The organism is Bifidobacterium commune, assembly GCF_900094885.1.
Taxonomy (GTDB): domain Bacteria; phylum Actinomycetota; class Actinomycetes; order Actinomycetales; family Bifidobacteriaceae; genus Bifidobacterium; species Bifidobacterium commune.
In genome coordinates this window covers 302,228-317,980 of sequence record NZ_FMBL01000003.1, presented here as the reverse complement: position 1 = coordinate 317,980, position 15,753 = coordinate 302,228, and the positions used below count along the sequence as shown (strand labels likewise).

Below are 15,753 nucleotides of genomic sequence, written 5' to 3'. Positions count from 1 at the left end.
CTCAACCTCAGCAACTTCAACACCACCAACACCACCTACATGAGCTGGATGTTCTACGGCTGCGGCGCACTGACGAAGCTCGATCTCAGCAACTTCAACACCACCAACACCACCTACATGAGCTTCATGTTCGACCACTGTTCGCGGCTGCGGGAGCTGCGGCTCGGGCCCAACACCCACCTCGCCGCAACCGCCACCGACACCTCAGCGGGCCTTTCCCCCGACAGCGGCTGGGTGGAGCTGACCGCACCGGGCGGACCAACACCCGTCCCCAGCCTGGTGGCACGCACCGCACGCGACTCCGGACGCAGCCCCGAAGGCCACTACGTGCGCGCCACCCTCACCGTCACCGTCGACTACAACAACGGGCAACCCGACCACGCCAAAACCCTCAACCCCGCCACCAGCGCCGCCGGAACCCAACGCATCGACTGGGGCACACAGCCGGCACCGGCAGGCAAGGTGTTCGACGGATGGGCCTTCACCACCAGCGACCCCGAACACGTCACCCTCGACGGCAACACCGTCACATGGACAGACCTGGGCACCGACGTCACCACCGGAGCCAGCACCGCCACCATCACCGCAAAATGGCGAGACCCCGGCACACCCGCCATCGCCGTCAACATCCACGCGGACGGCGCCCCCAACCCCGACGGCACCCCCGGCCCATGGGCCGAAATCACCGCCACCCTGCCCAAGGGGGCCGCGGCCGGCGACGGCATCAGGCTCGAATCGGCCAACGGCACCGGACGCACCGCCGACTGCACACCCGCCGCAGGAACCGGCACCTGCACCTTCAACCTCACCATCGCCCAACTGAGAGACGCGTCCGACTACGACGCGCCCTACCGGCTCAAGGCCAGCGTCAGCGCCAAGGACACCCGCACCGACCCCGCAGGCACCGCCTACGGCACACCCGCCGACAAACAGGGCATCCTGCCCTACACCACCGTCAACTACCAATCAGGAACCGGCACCGGCACGCCACCCGCCACCGCCAAGGCCCTCACCGACACCGACAGCCGCACCGCCCAGCTCACCGTCGCCGGACCCTCACCCATCAAACGGCCCGAACACAACCTGTTCGCCACATGGCACTCCGGCAACGGCACCGACGTGCACGCCGGAACCACACCCGTGCCAACCAGCCTCGGCGACACCGACACACAGGGACGCACCACCATCGACCTCACCGCCCAATGGACACCCCTGGCCGCACCCGCCGGAGTCAACGCCACCCGCGACCCCGCCGACAACAGCGTCACCATCAGCGGCACCGCCACACCCCACAGCAACACCGACACCATCCGCATCTGCCACACCGCCCCCGGCGGCGGCACCCAATGCCACGACACCACCACCGACACCACCGACCAACACGGCAACACCCTGCCCTACAACGGCACCACCGAACACCCATGGCACATCACCCTGCCCGCCTCCACCCCCGACGGCGACTGGAGCGTCGACACCACACTCACCACCAAAGACACCGCCTACCCCACAGGCAACCAACAGGTCGACAGCCCCACAACCCACACCAACATCCACATACCCACCCCCTACACGGGTACACTGCCCCTCACCGGAGGAAACAACCGGCCGGCACTGCTCACACTCGCCACAGCACTGGCCGCAGTCACGATCCTGACCGCCACCGCCACCCGCCTGCGCAACCACAGACGCAAGACACACCACGCAAACAACAATCGATAGGAAGCAGTAGGCAAGCGTCAATCCGTCGCTAAACATAATCAGCTTCCACGGCAAAGCCGATACCGCACTTGCCTATTTCACAGGCGTCAGCCTTAGTGGTTTTAAATCTGCCAGGCCACCGATACGAACCTCATGGTTCAAAACTGAGGGACTTATACCGCTGCCCCATCCATCGCTCAACAGAGCAACGGATGGGGCAGCAATAAGAAGAGAAACCTCAGTCCTCTTCGCTCCATACCTTCTTGGCTCGATTGAAGGCCGACCATGCCTTAGGCCAGCCGACATAGAACGCAAGGTGCGTGATTTCGGCGGCGATCTCCTCTTTGGTGATGCCGTTGGATTTGCCAATGTTCAGGTGCGCATCAATCTGCTCAGTGGCACCCAAGGCGATAAGCACCGCGATGGTGATCATCGAACGGTCGTGCGCGGAGAGCTCATCCTCGCGACTCCACACTTCACCAAAGAGCACATCGTCGTTCAAATGAGCGAACTGCGGCGCGAACTGCCCGAGCTGCTCGTGCCCCGCTGTCTGTTTCTTAGCCATTGCGTTTCCTTTCATTGCCGATGAAAGCCAACCATCGTGCCTCGTCGTTGCCTCAACGGTCAGTTGAGCTGCTGATATTCCTCTTGATCGACGGGTTCAAGCCACTCGTTGCTCGCACCCTCCTGCGGAACCATCACCGCTATATGTGAGAACGGTTCACTGGGACTGGCGCCATGCCAATGCTTGGTCTCCGGCGGCACGAGCACCACATCGCCGGGGCGCAGCTTGCGCACGGCTTCGCCCTCGAACTGGCAGTATCCCCTGCCGCCCACGGCGATGAGCACCTGCGTGGCGTTGTGGTGAACATGCCAATGGTTGGTGCATCCGGCCTCGAACGTTACGTTGCTTACGGACACCGCGTCGTTGCCGACGAGCGCCGCAAGGTAGCTCTGCCCCTCGAAATACTGGGCGTATGCATCGTTGGGACGGCCCATCGGGAACAGACTCGGGTTGGTAAACGTAGCGGACATCATCTTTCCTTTCATGGCAGGCACGGCAACAATCTTGTCATTGCAGCACCCGGTAAATTTCAGATTCCTTATCCGGTAACGATTTCAGCGAAGAAACCCGATAAATTCCATCGCTGAGCAACCACCCGCTTTCGGGGATGGCACATTACCGACAGAACGGTCAGAATACGATCATCGACTTGATGGCATTGCGTTCATCCATGGCCTTGTACGCGTCAGCGATGTGATTGATGTCGAACTGAGCGGTGAACACACGGCCCGGATTGATGGAGCCGTCGAGAACCTTGTCGAGCAGCACCGCCTTGTCATATGAGCGGACAGGCGCAGGACCGCCGCGCAGGCCGATATTGTCGTAGAACATTCGATCACCGTCGAGTTTCTCATCGTGTGGAACTCCAACGCGGCCGACAACCGACCCGCGCCTAGCCACGCCCAACGCAGTGACGAACGATTCTGCTGAACCCACGCATTCCAGCACAGCGTCGGCACCATAGCCGTCCGTCATGGACAGCACCTTGTCAATGGCCGCCTGGCCTCGCTCAGGCACGATGTCCGTGGCACCGAATTTGCAGGCCAAGGCAGAACGGTCCTCATGTCGGCTCATCGCGATGATGCGGGAGGCACCGCGCAGCTTCGCCGCGATGACAGCACACAGTCCAACGGCGCCGTCACCCATCACAACAGCGGTGTCACCGGCTTTGACCTCGGCGCTGGCGGCGGCGTGATAGCCGGTCGCCATCACATCGGAGAGCGTGAGCAGCGAGGCAAGCATGGCATCGCCGAACCCACCTTCCGGTTCGTCAACCTTCACCACGGTGCCATCGGCTTGCGGCACACGCAGAAACTCCGCCTGACATCCCAAATCGCCGTTGCCGAAATAGCCGCCGTTCGGGCACGACGATTCAAACCCCGCCTTGCAAACCGGGCAAGTGCCACAGCTGAACGGGAACGGAACAATCACGAAATCACCCGGCGCAACGCTGTGCACACCGGCCCCGGCCTGCTCGACAACGCCGATGGCCTCGTGCCCGGTCTGTTCCCCGCGCGCACGATCTTCAATGCCGCGATAGAACCAGAGATCCGACCCGCACACGCACGCACGAACGACGCGAATGACAATATCGCCGTCTTCCTTGAGCTCTGGGCGAGGCACAGTCTTCACCTCTATATTCGCCGGTCCCTCAAACACGGCCGCCTTCATCGTTGTTGTATTCATCGCGCTCTCCTTCGCATCCTCTATACCCCATTGAAACGCCAATCCGCCAAGGTTCCAGATCGCCGCACAACATGACGGCTCTCTTTGACGAGACGTATTGTCAGGTCGCTATATGACCATGAACCCCACTGTATTGACTTAAAGCACTTGAAGTCAATACAGTGGGGTCCATGAGTACTCAGAAATGGCATTCCATCGGCGAAGCCTCACTGTATTGCGGCCTGCCGGAAAGCACGTTGCGCTACTACGAGGATGTGGGCATCATCGAACCGATAGCCCGCGACCCGCAAAGTGGCCACCGCGCCTATTCGGACGCCGACCTGCAATCACTGCTGATTATTTCCTGCCTGTCGGCCACCGGTATGTCACTGGCCAAAATGAAGGAGTACATGGCCAACCGCGAGCGCGGGAAGGCGGGGGCATCAACCGAAATCGAACTGCTGCAAGACCAGAAGCGTCTGCTTGAGGAAGAGCAACGGTTCCTGCAGGCTCGCGAGGAGTACGTCGCTCTCAAAATCAACTATTGGCAGGCCGTGTCCGCCGGCGACGATGCCGAAGCCTCCCGAATCGGCTCATTGGCCGAAGAGAAGGTCAAACGGCTCAGCCACTGGCACGACAGCCCTGCCCCCGAAACGAAGCCAACCACCAAACACGACATTTCAACGACCTGAACTGTCGTCAACCAAAAGAAAAGAAGGAAATCATCATGCAACGCATCGCATTAGGAGATTCGGGAATCCAGATCTCGCCCATGTTCATCGGCGGCATGTCATTCGGCAAGCCCGACCCGGAACAACATGTTTGGACCATCGATCAGGAAGGCACGGAGGCGGTCATCGGGCGTGCGCTTGAGTTGGGAGTCAACGCCATCGACACCGCCAACTGCTACGCACGCGGCACCAGTGAGGAATTTATCGGCCGGGCGCTCAAGAACCTCGGCGTGGCGCGCGACCAGGTTGTGCTCGCCAGCAAGGTCTACTTCAACGAGGGCCACTCGTCGGCCAAGGCGATCAAGCGCGAGATCGAGGGCACTCTGAAACGTTTGCAGACTGATTATCTCGATCTGTATATTCTTCATCGTTTCGACTACGACACCCCTATGGAAGAGACCATGCAGGCGCTAGACAAACTCGTGCGCGAAGGCAAGGTGAGGGCCATCGGCGCCAGCGAGATGTACGGCTACCAGTACCACAACCTTCAAGACATCGCCGAACGCAACGGATGGACCAAACTTTCAACGGTTCAGTGCCACTACAACCTGATATATCGCGAGGACGAACGCGAACTTATTCCCGTGGCCCGCCAGTTCAATGCGATTCCGACGCCATACAGCCCGCTAGCTTCGGGTCATCTTGCCCGCAAGACGTGGGATTCGGATTCTGTTCGCAGCAAAACTGACAAGGTTGAGCACAGCAAGTATGACCGCAACAAAAGCAACGACATGCCCATCGTCGAGCGCGTTGCCAAACTCGCGCAAAAGCATGGCGTAAGCATGCCCCAAATCGCGCTAGCATGGCATTGGACGCACGGCCCTTCGGCACCGATCGTCGGTTGCAGCTCCCCTAAGCGCGTCGACCAGGCCGTTGCCGCGCTCGACGTCAAGCTCAGCCCAGAGGATGTGGCTTATCTCGAAGAGCCCTACGTCGCTCACGAATTGGTAGGCCCGTTGGCCCGCCCGGGCGAGCGTGTGTTGGCCGGCACCACCGTCTCACCCGAAACCAAGTAGGCATGGCACTGTCGTCGACAATTTGCAACATTCAGCCGCTTTCTGAAAACGAAACATAGCAACTGCAATACGATGGATGAGAATCCATTCAGGTTCCCACCCATCGCGAGCAACCGCCCAACATAATCACAGTTCTGCCGGTACCGCCGAAACTCAGTATTTTCGGCAATTCAATCACGGACTCACCATTTCCGCCCACCAGAGAATTTACTTTACAAACAGAAGCTTGCCGATTTCGACGACCTCTACTCGGACGAACCGAGAAACGGTTGAAATTTCAATGATTTTACGAAGTCGTTCAGGTATATCAAAGACCATCAGGCGTTCCATGCAGCGTATTTCACAATGGGCTCGACATGAGATTCAAACCCCCACGATACGACACCAAACTCGCCGAACAATATTACGGTTCTGAGCATATCCGGTATCACATCGCATACTCGCAGGCCGACACCACCGCAATTATCAAAATGTGGCTCGCCGACAGCTGCGACCTGAGCTCCGAGGAACTGCACGAAATCTTAAAAACCGAACTCGCGGAAAAGAGTGAAGCACCAGCACCTTTCTTCGTGCCTTCGCCGCAAACAGACGTCCATCCAAGTGCGAGCAAAGGGACTCGAACCCTCACGACAAAGTCACAGGAACCTAAATCCTGCGCGTCTACCAATTCCGCCATGCTCGCGCAACATCACCAATTTAGCAGAAGTACCGCACAAGCATCTATTGGCCGCACGCCGCAGCCCGAGCCACACGAGCTCTAGCCCGGCTGCTCATACCTCGCGCGCCATCAGGTAATCTGTCTGCTTGTCGTCGCCCTGCCAGAAAACGTGCTCGCCAACACGCTCGAATCCCTTGCATGCATAAAAACGTTTCGCCGGCTCGTTGCACTCCCACACCCCAAGCCATACCTTGCGCAGCCCGCGCTCACGGGCCGTCTGCAGCGCAAGGTCCATCAGCCGCGAACCCAGGCCGCATCCTTTGAACGGCACACGAATATAAAGCCGCTGAATCTCCATTGCATCAGGGCCCATGTCCTCGATCTGCGCATCACCGAAATTCAGTTTCATATAGCCAGCGGGAATCCCGCCCCTTTCACCGCCCTTACGGCCTCCGTCATCCTCACAGTTCTCGCCAGGCACCGGAAGGGAAAGCAGGAAAAACATCGACTCGGAATTTGCCAGTTCCTCACGTAGCGCCGTCTCGGAATATGTGGACTCGAGGAATTTTTGCATGTCCGCGTCCGAACTCGTCCCATCGAACGTATCGGTATATGTCTCGATGCTCAACCCTCGCAATAGCCCGACATCCTCAACACCCAAACGCCGAATAATCGCCGCATCAAGCGACTGTGAATGTTGCAAACCGTCCATCCCGTACACTCCCGACCACTCACCGATCTTCAATCGCCCAACGACGACACCGGGACTATGATATGTCAAAGCAAGGCAATCAGCCGGCAGCATCTCGTACGCGAAGAAAAAAGAACGTACCCATGTCAGCATTCACCCAACCGGCGACGTTGCTGCTCATCATTACGCTGGGATACCTGTTCAAGCGAACCGGCATGCTGGGCCCCAAGGATTATCGCGTACTGCAGGTACTTGAATTCGGTATCGTGCTGCCGGGTGCCAACGGCAGTCTTCTCAACGATGGTCACCGACAAAGTGCTGGGCAACGCCAAGCTAGCCGGTTTCATCCTGTGCACGACGGCCGTGGTGGGCACGGCCATGATGAGCATCGCTCATATTCTCGTTCACATGTAGGAGCACGCCCGCCGGGAATTTCAGTCGATAAGTTCCTTGATCGCCGGAGCAAGTGCCGTAAGTGCCTTGTGGCGATGAGAAATTGCGTTTTTTTCTTCGGCGGTCATCTCGGCGCTGGTCAGCATCCGCCCCGCGTTGTCGAGACGGCCGGGCTGGTCCTCAGGCACAAAAATGGAGTCATACCCGAAGCCGTTCTCACCGCGCGGTTCGCGAATCACCGCACCGCGCATCTCGCCCAGCTCCACGATCTTCCGTGCCTTCAACGGTGTTCCGTCCACCTGCGATTCCTTGCAATCCTGCGGAATCACAAGGGCCGCCGCACAGCAGAAACGAGCTCCGCGCTTTTCATCGGCAATGTCCTCGAGCTGCGAAAGCAGCAGCGCGTTGTTGGCGCCGTCATGTCCGTGGACACCGGACCAGCGCGCCGAAAGGATGCCCGGCGCCGAGCCGAGTATGTCCACAATAAGACCGCTGTCGTCAGCGAGCGCCGGTAATCCGGTCCGCTCGGCCACATCCCTGGCCTTTATCAATGCATTCTCTTCGAACGTCACGCCAGTTTCGACCGGATCCGGCAGGTTCATCGAGCCTGCGGAAACCAGCTCGACTTGGTGCGCCGCCGCTCCAAGCTCATTTTCGATGATGGTGCGGATCTCAGGCAATTTGCCTTCGTTGTGTGTGGCGACGACGATCTTCATGCATTCCTTCTTTCCAAGGATCCTTGTTTAAGTCCACTACCCGCGTTCCATACTATCCGCCCGTCCTCATTCTCCGACATACGGTAGGAGAACAACAGAGCGAGATTCCCGACATTGCAACCCATATGGCTCACCGTTGCTCAGTGTGTTTTCTGTCGGATAAAAAAACACGACGCTCAATGCGATAAGCGCCGTGTTTTCAACAGACTCTTGCCGAGTCAAGAAGACCCATCAACCAATGGTGTGCATTCAGCTTTGCGCAAGTGCCTCATTCTGGGCATGTTGCAGTTCCTTGTTGCCCTTTTCGGCCAGCTCAAGCAGCACGTTCAGTTCCTCGCGAGTGAACGGGCGATGCTCGGCAGTGCCTTGAATTTCAATGAACCCGCCGGATCCAGTCATGGCGACGTTCATGTCGGTCATGGCTTGGCTGTCCTCGATATAGGGCAGGTCCAGCATGGGCGTGCCATCGATGATACCGACGGAAACCGCGGAAATCTGATCTTTGAGCACTTTTTCGGCCGAACGGATGCGCTTGTTTTTCTCAGCCCAGCGCAGTGCATCAACGAGCGCAACATAGGCACCGGTGACGGAGGCCGTACGGGTTCCGCCGTCCGCCTGCAGTACGTCGCAGTCCAGCAGCACCTGGTTTTCGTCCAGAGCTTTGGTGTCGACGACACCGCGCAGGCAACGACCGATCAGACGGCTGATTTCCTGTGTGCGGCCGCCGACTTTGCCTTTAATCGATTCGCGGGGCGTGCGATCGGAGGTGGCGCGTGGCAGCATCGCATATTCTGCGGTCACCCAGCCGAGCCCGGTGTCTTTGCGCCAGTGCGGCACGCCCGGCACAAACGTCGCGGTGCACATCACACGGGTGTTGCCGCATTCGATAAGCACGGAACCTTCCGGGGCGTCGGTGAAATTACGGGTGATTTTTACCGGACGCAACTCATCGACGGCACGACCGTCGGGGCGTATTACAGTGTTGTTGTTCAGTAAATCCTTGATTTGAGCCATACGGCCAACCTACCATCAGCCAGTCACGTAGCCGAAGCATTTTGTGCCGTCAAGCAGCACTTTTATCGCTCGCATAAAGCCCGAACGCCGAGTGCGACTTCTCCGACGAGAACAAACCGAAATTTAGCGACGAACACTACCGACCACAGGACTCTTGGGCAGTATATGATCGGCGATAACAAGAACAAGGGCAAGAACCGTAAAACCGACAATGCACAACATAATATTGATACCCATCTGTCCCCATCCGATCTCGTTCAGGTCGATGAAACCATACGGGTACGGGTTTCCGCCATCCTCAGGCCCCGAATGCGGCCATAGATGCGCGCGAATGAGCACGAACGTAAGGTAGAACGGGAAATAAATGAGCCAGGTAAGCACGTAATTCCATTTGAACCGCCGGTGCGCATCAAAGAAAACAAAGTCCAAAACCGCAAGGATCGGCGTCGCCCAATGCAGAATGTTCCCGGTCTCAATGCCGAACACATACTCTATGCTCTCCGGGTCGGAAGGCGGCAGGAAGAATGCCGCCACCAAACCTGTAATTATGATGTACAGCGTAAGCACGCCTTTGAGCCACGCGGGAGGCTGCTTACCGTCGATGAGACAGGCGACCCCGGCCCACAGCATCACCAGTCCAAGAAGGAAGTTGGTTTCATACGTGAAGTAGACCCAATAACTGGGCTCACGCCAAGCAACGCTTGTCCATACCAAGCAAAGGAACGCAATAACGAGACGATAGATTCCTACAGCATATTTCATTCGAGACAGTTTATGTAAAGCAGAGGAAAAACCGACTTCTCAGCGCGTTGCCCGTAGCCTGCCGGTAAAGCAGACTTACAATTCACCTCCGGTCAATCGGTGTATTGGACTAGAATCGAAAGTGAACGATGTCGCGGTCGAGGGTAGCGATTCCACCGCCGAAAACAACGGTTTCACTATCGCCGACATTAGTTGCGCCACCAACAGTACGGGCAACGAGCATCCCGCAGATGCGTCGGCAGCACCGAGCAACCACGGGTCGACACGGGCAAAAACCCTTAGGAAGGCGTGATGATACAGGATTATTCAACGGCTTTGATGACCGATATGTACGAATACACGATGCTGGACGCGGCGCTTAAAGACGGAACTGCGAACCGGAAGTGCGTCTTCGAGGTGTTCACGCGCCATTTGCCGCTCGGCCGACGTTACGGGGTCGTCGCGGGCACTGGACGTATCCTCGATGCACTTGAGCATTTCCACCTCAACGAAGCCGATCTCCGATTCCTCTCCGACCGTGGAATCGTAAGCGCTGAAACCATCAAATGGCTTGAGAACTTCACCTTTACCGGCACTATCAAGGGCTATCGCGAAGGCGAGATGTTCTTCCCGAACTCCCCAGTTCTCGAGGTCGAGGGCACTTTCGGAGAATGTACGCTGCTTGAGACGTTGCTGCTTTCCATCCTCAACTACGATTCCGCCGTGGCCTCGGCCGCATCTCGCATGGTCAGTGCCGCAGGAGACCGTCCCTGCATGGACATGGGCAGCCGCAGAACCAACGAATCGTCCGCCATAGCGGCTGCGCGCGCGGCAGTGGTCGGCGGCTTTCAAGGCACGTCGAACCTGCGTGCCGCCCAGCTTTACGGCCTCAACGTCATCGGCACCTCAGCCCATTGCTTCACGCTCGTGCATGATTCGGAGCGCGATGCCTTCGTTTCGCAGGTCAAGGCAATGGGTGTAAACACCACACTTCTGGTTGACACCTACAACATCGAAAACGCCATTAAAACCGCAGTCGAAGTGGCCGGCCCGGAACTGGGCTGCGTGCGCATCGATTCGGGAGACCTGGCCGCACTGGCCCAGCGCGTGCGCAACCAACTCGACACGCTCGGAGCAAAGAACACAAAGATCACGGTGACCAACGATCTGGACGAATATGCACTGGCCTCCCTACAATCAGCGCCCGTCGATTCCTACGGTGTGGGCACGATGCTTGTGACCGGCTCCGGCGCACCGACCTGCGCGATGGTTTACAAGCTCACTGAGCGCGAAGGCGAAAACGGCGTAATGGTCCCCGTAGCCAAGCATTCGAAGAACAAGGCCACCACCCCCGGCCGGAAGCTGGCCTTCCGCTCATACGAGTATGGCCTGGCCGACGCGGAGCATGTCGTCTGCGGCTCCGAGGAGCAGCTCGCCCGTTTCCAACCCGAAGAGGACTGGAAAGACCTGATGGTCAACTACATGAACCACGGTGAGGCCGACACACAGTACCAAGGCAGCGACGCCATTGTCAACGCCCGCAACCATCGCGCACAGTCTCTGGCTGAGTTGCCCATCACCGCCCAATCACTGATGAAAGGCGACCCGTCCATCCCTACCAAAATCGACCTGCTCTAGAACGCCCGCCCGTCAGCACCTGCCCATAACCAACCACACGGGTGCCCGCCGGCTCGACGACATGCACCCCTCAACGACACAAGCCGTCCGCACCTGAAAGATAAAAGTGCGGACGGCTTGCTTTAAAACAGCGAGCCGGCTCTACTTACCAACCATCTCTTCATAAATCCGCTTGCAATCCGGGCAGACCGGGAACTGCGACGGATCATGCTTGGGAACCCAGATCTTGCCGCACAGCGCGACCACGGGCCGGCCGGTGAGCTGCGATTCGCGCATCCTGTCGCGCGAGACATAATGAGCGAAACGGTCGGCGTTCCCGTCATCGCTGCGCTGGGTCTGCTCGTCCGTTTCCGGACGTTCCAGCACCGCGGTGCCCGCTCCGGAATCCGGATCCTGCGAGGGGTTTTGGAAACCAGCGTCGTCACGCCAACTGCGGACCGTGTTTACCGTGTCCAATTCTGCGAAAAACTCAGCCATACCGTCTCCTTAGTTTGGTCTCGGTCACCAATCCTGCATACTTACAATTATCATAACCTCGCCCGTTTACCACAGGTTGCGAACCGCCACCATCCCCCTCTGAGCATCAGGCAGCATCGCACCGCAGGTGCACTACGCCCGAAAATCAGCGTCAGGCGTTATTCTGTAAGCTATGACTATCGCAGTGTGCCCCGGATCGTATGACCCAGTCACAGCAGGGCATTTGGACGTTATCGAACGCAGTGCGCGCATTTTCGAGACGGTGCATGTCGTCGTGGCCATTAACTCGGCAAAAACCCCGATGTTTCCGGCGGATACCCGAGTCGACGTGATCAGCAAGGCCCTGAGCAACGACGGCTATTCCAATGTGGTCGTCACCTCGACCGACGGCCTGATCACCGACTATTGCACCGCGGTCGGAGCGACGGTCATTGTCAAGGGCCTGCGGCAGAACGGCGATTATGAGGCCGAGCTTGGGATGGCGTTGGTCAACCGCAAGCTTTCGAGCGTCGAGACTATGTTCCTGCCTGCGAACCCGATACTCGAGCACATCTCGAGCACCATCGTCAAGGACGTGGCACGCCACGGCGGCGATGTCACCGGTATGGTCCCCGATTGCGTCGTCGGCATGCTCGCCGAGGCACTGAAGAAAGAGAAGGGTCAAAGTTGACAGACGAGAAGAACGCCACGAGCGAAGAAGACAACACGATTTCCCGAGTTATTCCAATCGACAGCCTTTCACCGTCGCACAACGACGATGAACGCGGTGAGACGGGGAAAGCGGTGTCATCCGATGAACAGGCTCAGCAACCCAGCGCGAAAACAGAAGCAGGCAACGAAGACGGGACCACGAACGGCGATTCCGACTCCCCGAAGGTCGTCAAGCCGCTGTTCGCGTCGCCGGCCGAACTCCCCGATCTGCGCGAGCATCATGACAACGAGGAAACCGGCGAGGACGCGGGAACGGAGAATGAAGGCCACGCTGGTGCAATAAGCAAGAGTCGCGAGGAATTCACAACTGTCTACGATCTCATCGACCAAATGAGCACCGCACTGGAAGAAGCCAAATCAAGCCTCTTCGCACCCGGCATGGTGCGCCTTGACCGCGACGAGTTCGTCGAGCAACTCAGCCAGTTGAAGGCCATGCTCCCCGTACAGCTGGAACGTGCCTCATCTCTGATGCGCGAAGCCGAGCGTCGCTTACAGAACGCGCAAAGTCAATCGCAGGCCATTATCAGCAAAGCACAAAGCCAGGCAGCGCAAATCAAGCAGGATGCCGAACAGCAAGCACAGATTCTTGCAGGTCAGGAGCGTGTGGTGGACTTGGCCCAGCAGAAGGCTCGCGTCATTCTCGACGACGCGCAGTCCAAATCGACCAAACTCGTGCAGGGAGCCAATGTCTACTGTGTGGACGTAATGAAAGCCCTCAAAGAGCAGATTTCCACCTATGACCGCGACATCCGAAACGGCATCGAAGTCATCGACAAGCGCCAGCGCGCGGCCGCCAGCCAGCTTGCACAGACACAGGACGAGGTTCAGAATCAGTCGCGAACCGACTCCGAACACACCAACGCATGACAGAAAACAACGAACAATCTAACGGAAAGAACGCTAATACTCAATGAGCAGACCTGAAGATTCGCCATGGGCACTCGCCGTCGGAAGGATCGCCTCCCGCCCGGGCAACAGTGAAACCGTCGATACCGAACTCCCCGCACCCAGCGGAATCGGCGACCAGATTGTCGGTGTGAATGAGGGTGACCCAGTCAAGGTGTCCGGCAACTTCGATTCCATCGTTGACGGATTGATTTTTACCGGCCGTTTCACTGCGCCCGTTCACGCCGAATGCGTGCGTTGCCTCACGCCACTGCGGCGCGATTGGGGCATGGACGTCACCGCGTTCTTCCCCTACGATTCAGCGAAAGTCACCGCCAAGTCCGGCAGCGGCCGCGGCAAGCACGACGAAGAGATCGACATCATCGCCGGAGAGGACGAGTCTGAAGACACTTATCCGCTCAGCCCCGACTGCGGATTTGCGGATATGGAAAACCTGATGCGTGACACACTGGTCGAAAACATGCCACTGCAACCGCTGTGCAAGCCCGATTGCAAGGGATTGTGCTCGCAGTGCGGCTTGAATCTCAACGAAAACCCCGACCACCACCATGATGTGATTGATAATCGTTTCGCTTCACTGGCCGACTTCAAAGCCCAGCTTGAAAGCGAAGAAAACCCAGAGCAGTAAGGGTTGTACCCACACTGCGTTAAACTTGTCTACGCTTAAGCTCAATTTGTTCGAACGAATAGAGGAATACCATGGCACTGCCAAAGTACAAGACTTCGCGAGCCAACACGCATTCGCGTCGCGCCAACTGGAAGGCTACTGCGACCAAAACTATCGCTTGCCCGAACTGTGGTGCGCCGTCCTTGCCGCATATGGCCTGCCCAAGCTGCGGTTCATTCCGCGGCCGCGTTTATCGCGAGGCTATCAGCAACACGCTGAGCAAGTGAAACGTTAGCAAATAAAAGCCCTGCCATCGACGGGTGGCGGGGCTTTTGTGTCTCTGCTTGCAGATTGGGTGCTTGCCGTTCCCATGCGGCAAGCACCCACCCACCATCCCGGTACCGCGAAGATATATTACAGGAACCAATCCGATTCGATTCACATAGAGGCATGCCCACCTCGAGATGCCAATCGCGAACCGGCTTGGCGCCCGCAGTATGTTCGTCGCGGTCATAATCAAACAAGAGGACCATCGTGACCGATTCACAACATCACAACACCGACGAATTGACAACTGACGATTCGCAAACCAACCGGAATGGAAGCACGCCCGCCGACACCACGCAGGCCGATACCGCCCAACAGCGCACACCACAGCAGGAACTGCTCGAGCGTCTCGGCACCACGCTTTCGCCCGATATGCTGGTGATGGCACTCACCCACCGTTCTTTCGCACACGAACATGAAGGGGCGCCGGATTACGAACGTCTGGAATTCCTCGGTGACGCCGTGCTGGAGTTCGTCTCCACCGAAACGCTCTACCGCACGCACCCGGATATGAATGAGGGGGAGCTGGCCAAAATGCGGGCGATGGCGGTTTCGGAACAATCGCTTTCACAGATTGCGCGGGAGAAGCTGCAAGTCGGCCCTTATATTTTGCTCGGCCGCGGTGAGGCGGAATCCGGAGGTGCGGAGAAAAGCTCGATTCTTTGCGACATTGTCGAATCGCTGATCGGGGCGACGTTCATCGAGCACGGCATCGACGAAGCCCGCAAGGTGGTTCATCACCTCATCGACGACGAACTCACGAAGGTCGCTACGGAAGGCCCAGCTTTGGATTGGAAGACGTCGCTCACCGTCAAGGCACACGGCATGGGACTCGAGGATCCGCACTACCGCATGAGCGTCTCGGGCCCTGAATACGCGCAGGTCTTTACAGCACATGCCGTCGTCGGAAACGACAACGAAGTTCTGGGAATCGGTACTGGTTCAAGCAAACGCAAGGCCCAGCTGGCCGCCGCGCAGGCAGCCTGGAACGAACTCAACGACCATCCGGAGCGGCATCGCGCCACAAAGCATCAGCACCACAAAGACGCTGCCGCCTCACAACAGTAAGCAAAAGACGGGTCGAAACACATCGAACGATGGTTCGGCCCGTCTCCAATATGCGAACACGAACAGTTATCCATTAGTCCGGAACACTAGACTGACCCCCATATCAACGCAATGCTGCGGCTCGTCACAAA

The 15,753-nt window shown here is 58.1% G+C and carries 19 protein-coding genes and 1 tRNA gene; 10 read left to right on the top strand and 10 right to left on the bottom strand.

Translation table 11 applies throughout. The features are described from left to right. Positions 1–1,719: BspA family leucine-rich repeat surface protein (locus GA0061077_RS06670; protein WP_143249635.1), on the top strand; the 1,719-nt coding region annotated here is incomplete at its 5' end. Between the two features lie 217 nt (positions 1,720–1,936). On the opposite strand, the gene GA0061077_RS06665 is transcribed toward GA0061077_RS06670, so the two are convergent. From GA0061077_RS06665 to GA0061077_RS06655, 3 genes are all read right to left on the bottom strand, one after another. Beyond that, positions 1,937–2,263, bottom strand: coding sequence for a carboxymuconolactone decarboxylase family protein (locus GA0061077_RS06665; RefSeq protein WP_091848143.1), 327 nt, complete (start codon positions 2,261–2,263; stop codon positions 1,937–1,939). Positions 2,264–2,322: 59 nt separating this feature from the next. Next, a complete protein-coding gene (locus GA0061077_RS06660; protein WP_183193184.1) occupies positions 2,323–2,736 on the bottom strand; it encodes a cupin domain-containing protein in 414 nt (137 codons plus the stop codon). A gap of 157 nt (positions 2,737–2,893) precedes the next feature. Next, the gene (locus tag GA0061077_RS06655; RefSeq protein WP_375773988.1) at positions 2,894–3,949 is read right to left on the bottom strand and encodes a zinc-dependent alcohol dehydrogenase family protein; all 1,056 of its coding nucleotides are present in this window, start codon (positions 3,947–3,949) and stop codon (positions 2,894–2,896) included. Positions 3,950–4,119: 170 nt separating this feature from the next. Here GA0061077_RS06655 and GA0061077_RS06650 point away from each other — a divergent pair, with 170 nt between their 5' ends. Both GA0061077_RS06650 and GA0061077_RS06645 read left to right on the top strand, forming a co-directional pair. After that, a complete protein-coding gene (locus tag GA0061077_RS06650; RefSeq protein ID WP_091848141.1) occupies positions 4,120–4,620 on the top strand; it encodes a MerR family transcriptional regulator in 501 nt (166 codons plus the stop codon). Positions 4,621–4,655: 35 nt separating this feature from the next. Beyond that, positions 4,656–5,675, top strand: a complete 1,020-nt coding sequence (locus GA0061077_RS06645) for an aldo/keto reductase (RefSeq protein ID WP_091848140.1) — start codon at positions 4,656–4,658, stop codon at positions 5,673–5,675. A 601-nt stretch (positions 5,676–6,276) separates the two neighbouring features. On the opposite strand, the gene GA0061077_RS06640 is transcribed toward GA0061077_RS06645, so the two are convergent. From GA0061077_RS06640 to GA0061077_RS06615, 6 genes are all read right to left on the bottom strand, one after another. Beyond that, positions 6,277–6,357: transfer RNA gene (locus GA0061077_RS06640), tRNA-Leu, on the bottom strand. Positions 6,358–6,445: 88 nt separating this feature from the next. Continuing rightward, positions 6,446–7,177 (bottom strand): GNAT family N-acetyltransferase, encoded by a 732-nt coding sequence (locus GA0061077_RS06635; RefSeq protein ID WP_200754454.1) that lies wholly within the window; start codon positions 7,175–7,177, stop codon positions 6,446–6,448. Next, positions 7,171–7,413: a hypothetical protein gene (locus GA0061077_RS06630; protein ID WP_091848139.1), complete on the bottom strand. Its 243-nt coding sequence runs from the start codon at positions 7,411–7,413 to the stop codon at positions 7,171–7,173. The genes GA0061077_RS06635 and GA0061077_RS06630 overlap by 7 nt, the downstream gene beginning before the upstream one ends. A gap of 45 nt (positions 7,414–7,458) precedes the next feature. Beyond that, positions 7,459–8,133 carry a non-canonical purine NTP pyrophosphatase gene (locus GA0061077_RS06625; protein ID WP_091848138.1) on the bottom strand — a complete coding sequence of 225 codons (675 nt, stop codon included), beginning with the start codon at positions 8,131–8,133 and terminating at the stop codon, positions 7,459–7,461. A 249-nt stretch (positions 8,134–8,382) separates the two neighbouring features. Next, positions 8,383–9,147, bottom strand: coding sequence for a ribonuclease PH (rph, locus tag GA0061077_RS06620; protein ID WP_091848137.1), 765 nt, complete (start codon positions 9,145–9,147; stop codon positions 8,383–8,385). Between the two features lie 123 nt (positions 9,148–9,270). Beyond that, positions 9,271–9,909, bottom strand: coding sequence for a Pr6Pr family membrane protein (locus tag GA0061077_RS06615; RefSeq protein ID WP_091848136.1), 639 nt, complete (start codon positions 9,907–9,909; stop codon positions 9,271–9,273). A gap of 121 nt (positions 9,910–10,030) precedes the next feature. On the opposite strand from GA0061077_RS06615, the gene GA0061077_RS06905 reads away from it, so the two are divergent. After that, positions 10,031–10,201 (top strand): hypothetical protein, encoded by a 171-nt coding sequence (locus GA0061077_RS06905; protein ID WP_159426935.1) that lies wholly within the window; start codon positions 10,031–10,033, stop codon positions 10,199–10,201. Positions 10,202–10,203: 2 nt separating this feature from the next. Next, a complete protein-coding gene (locus GA0061077_RS06610; protein ID WP_183193196.1) occupies positions 10,204–11,526 on the top strand; it encodes a nicotinate phosphoribosyltransferase in 1,323 nt (440 codons plus the stop codon). Positions 11,527–11,667: 141 nt separating this feature from the next. Here GA0061077_RS06610 and GA0061077_RS06605 read toward each other — a convergent pair whose 3' ends face one another. Next, a complete protein-coding gene (locus tag GA0061077_RS06605) occupies positions 11,668–12,003 on the bottom strand; it encodes a DUF3039 domain-containing protein (RefSeq protein WP_091848134.1) in 336 nt (111 codons plus the stop codon). A 172-nt stretch (positions 12,004–12,175) separates the two neighbouring features. Between GA0061077_RS06605 and coaD the strand changes: the two genes are divergently transcribed. From coaD to rnc, 5 genes are all read left to right on the top strand, one after another. Beyond that, positions 12,176–12,673 carry a pantetheine-phosphate adenylyltransferase gene (gene coaD, locus GA0061077_RS06600; RefSeq protein WP_091848133.1) on the top strand — a complete coding sequence of 166 codons (498 nt, stop codon included), beginning with the start codon at positions 12,176–12,178 and terminating at the stop codon, positions 12,671–12,673. Continuing rightward, positions 12,670–13,581 carry a hypothetical protein gene (locus tag GA0061077_RS06595; RefSeq protein WP_091848132.1) on the top strand — a complete coding sequence of 304 codons (912 nt, stop codon included), beginning with the start codon at positions 12,670–12,672 and terminating at the stop codon, positions 13,579–13,581. The genes coaD and GA0061077_RS06595 overlap by 4 nt, the downstream gene beginning before the upstream one ends. 43 nt (positions 13,582–13,624) lie before the next feature. Further along, a complete protein-coding gene (locus GA0061077_RS06590) occupies positions 13,625–14,248 on the top strand; it encodes a YceD family protein (protein ID WP_091848131.1) in 624 nt (207 codons plus the stop codon). Between the two features lie 71 nt (positions 14,249–14,319). Further along, positions 14,320–14,514 carry a 50S ribosomal protein L32 gene (rpmF, locus tag GA0061077_RS06585; protein WP_091848130.1) on the top strand — a complete coding sequence of 65 codons (195 nt, stop codon included), beginning with the start codon at positions 14,320–14,322 and terminating at the stop codon, positions 14,512–14,514. A gap of 412 nt (positions 14,515–14,926) precedes the next feature. Beyond that, positions 14,927–15,622: a ribonuclease III gene (gene rnc, locus GA0061077_RS06580; protein WP_234696560.1), complete on the top strand. Its 696-nt coding sequence runs from the start codon at positions 14,927–14,929 to the stop codon at positions 15,620–15,622. Positions 15,623–15,753 lie beyond the last annotated feature (131 nt).

Excerpts from the sequence above, each read along its gene's own strand:
- GA0061077_RS06665 (WP_091848143.1), bottom strand. The coding sequence starts at position 2,263 with ATGGCTAAGAAACAGACAGCGGGGCACGAGCAGCTCGGGCAGTTCGCG.
- GA0061077_RS06660 (WP_183193184.1), bottom strand. The coding sequence starts at position 2,736 with ATGATGTCCGCTACGTTTACCAACCCGAGTCTGTTCCCGATGGGCCGT.
- GA0061077_RS06655 (WP_375773988.1), bottom strand. The coding sequence starts at position 3,949 with ATGAATACAACAACGATGAAGGCGGCCGTGTTTGAGGGACCGGCGAAT.
- GA0061077_RS06650 (WP_091848141.1), top strand. The coding sequence starts at position 4,120 with ATGAGTACTCAGAAATGGCATTCCATCGGCGAAGCCTCACTGTATTGC.
- GA0061077_RS06645 (WP_091848140.1), top strand. The coding sequence starts at position 4,656 with ATGCAACGCATCGCATTAGGAGATTCGGGAATCCAGATCTCGCCCATG.
- GA0061077_RS06635 (WP_200754454.1), bottom strand. The coding sequence starts at position 7,177 with ATGCTGACATGGGTACGTTCTTTTTTCTTCGCGTACGAGATGCTGCCG.
- GA0061077_RS06630 (WP_091848139.1), bottom strand. The coding sequence starts at position 7,413 with ATGCTCATCATGGCCGTGCCCACCACGGCCGTCGTGCACAGGATGAAA.
- GA0061077_RS06625 (WP_091848138.1), bottom strand. The coding sequence starts at position 8,133 with ATGAAGATCGTCGTCGCCACACACAACGAAGGCAAATTGCCTGAGATC.
- rph (WP_091848137.1), bottom strand. The coding sequence starts at position 9,147 with ATGGCTCAAATCAAGGATTTACTGAACAACAACACTGTAATACGCCCC.
- GA0061077_RS06615 (WP_091848136.1), bottom strand. The coding sequence starts at position 9,909 with ATGAAATATGCTGTAGGAATCTATCGTCTCGTTATTGCGTTCCTTTGC.
- GA0061077_RS06605 (WP_091848134.1), bottom strand. The coding sequence starts at position 12,003 with ATGGCTGAGTTTTTCGCAGAATTGGACACGGTAAACACGGTCCGCAGT.
- coaD (WP_091848133.1), top strand. The coding sequence starts at position 12,176 with ATGACTATCGCAGTGTGCCCCGGATCGTATGACCCAGTCACAGCAGGG.
- GA0061077_RS06590 (WP_091848131.1), top strand. The coding sequence starts at position 13,625 with ATGAGCAGACCTGAAGATTCGCCATGGGCACTCGCCGTCGGAAGGATC.
- rpmF (WP_091848130.1), top strand. The coding sequence starts at position 14,320 with ATGGCACTGCCAAAGTACAAGACTTCGCGAGCCAACACGCATTCGCGT.
- rnc (WP_234696560.1), top strand. The coding sequence starts at position 14,927 with ATGCTGGTGATGGCACTCACCCACCGTTCTTTCGCACACGAACATGAA.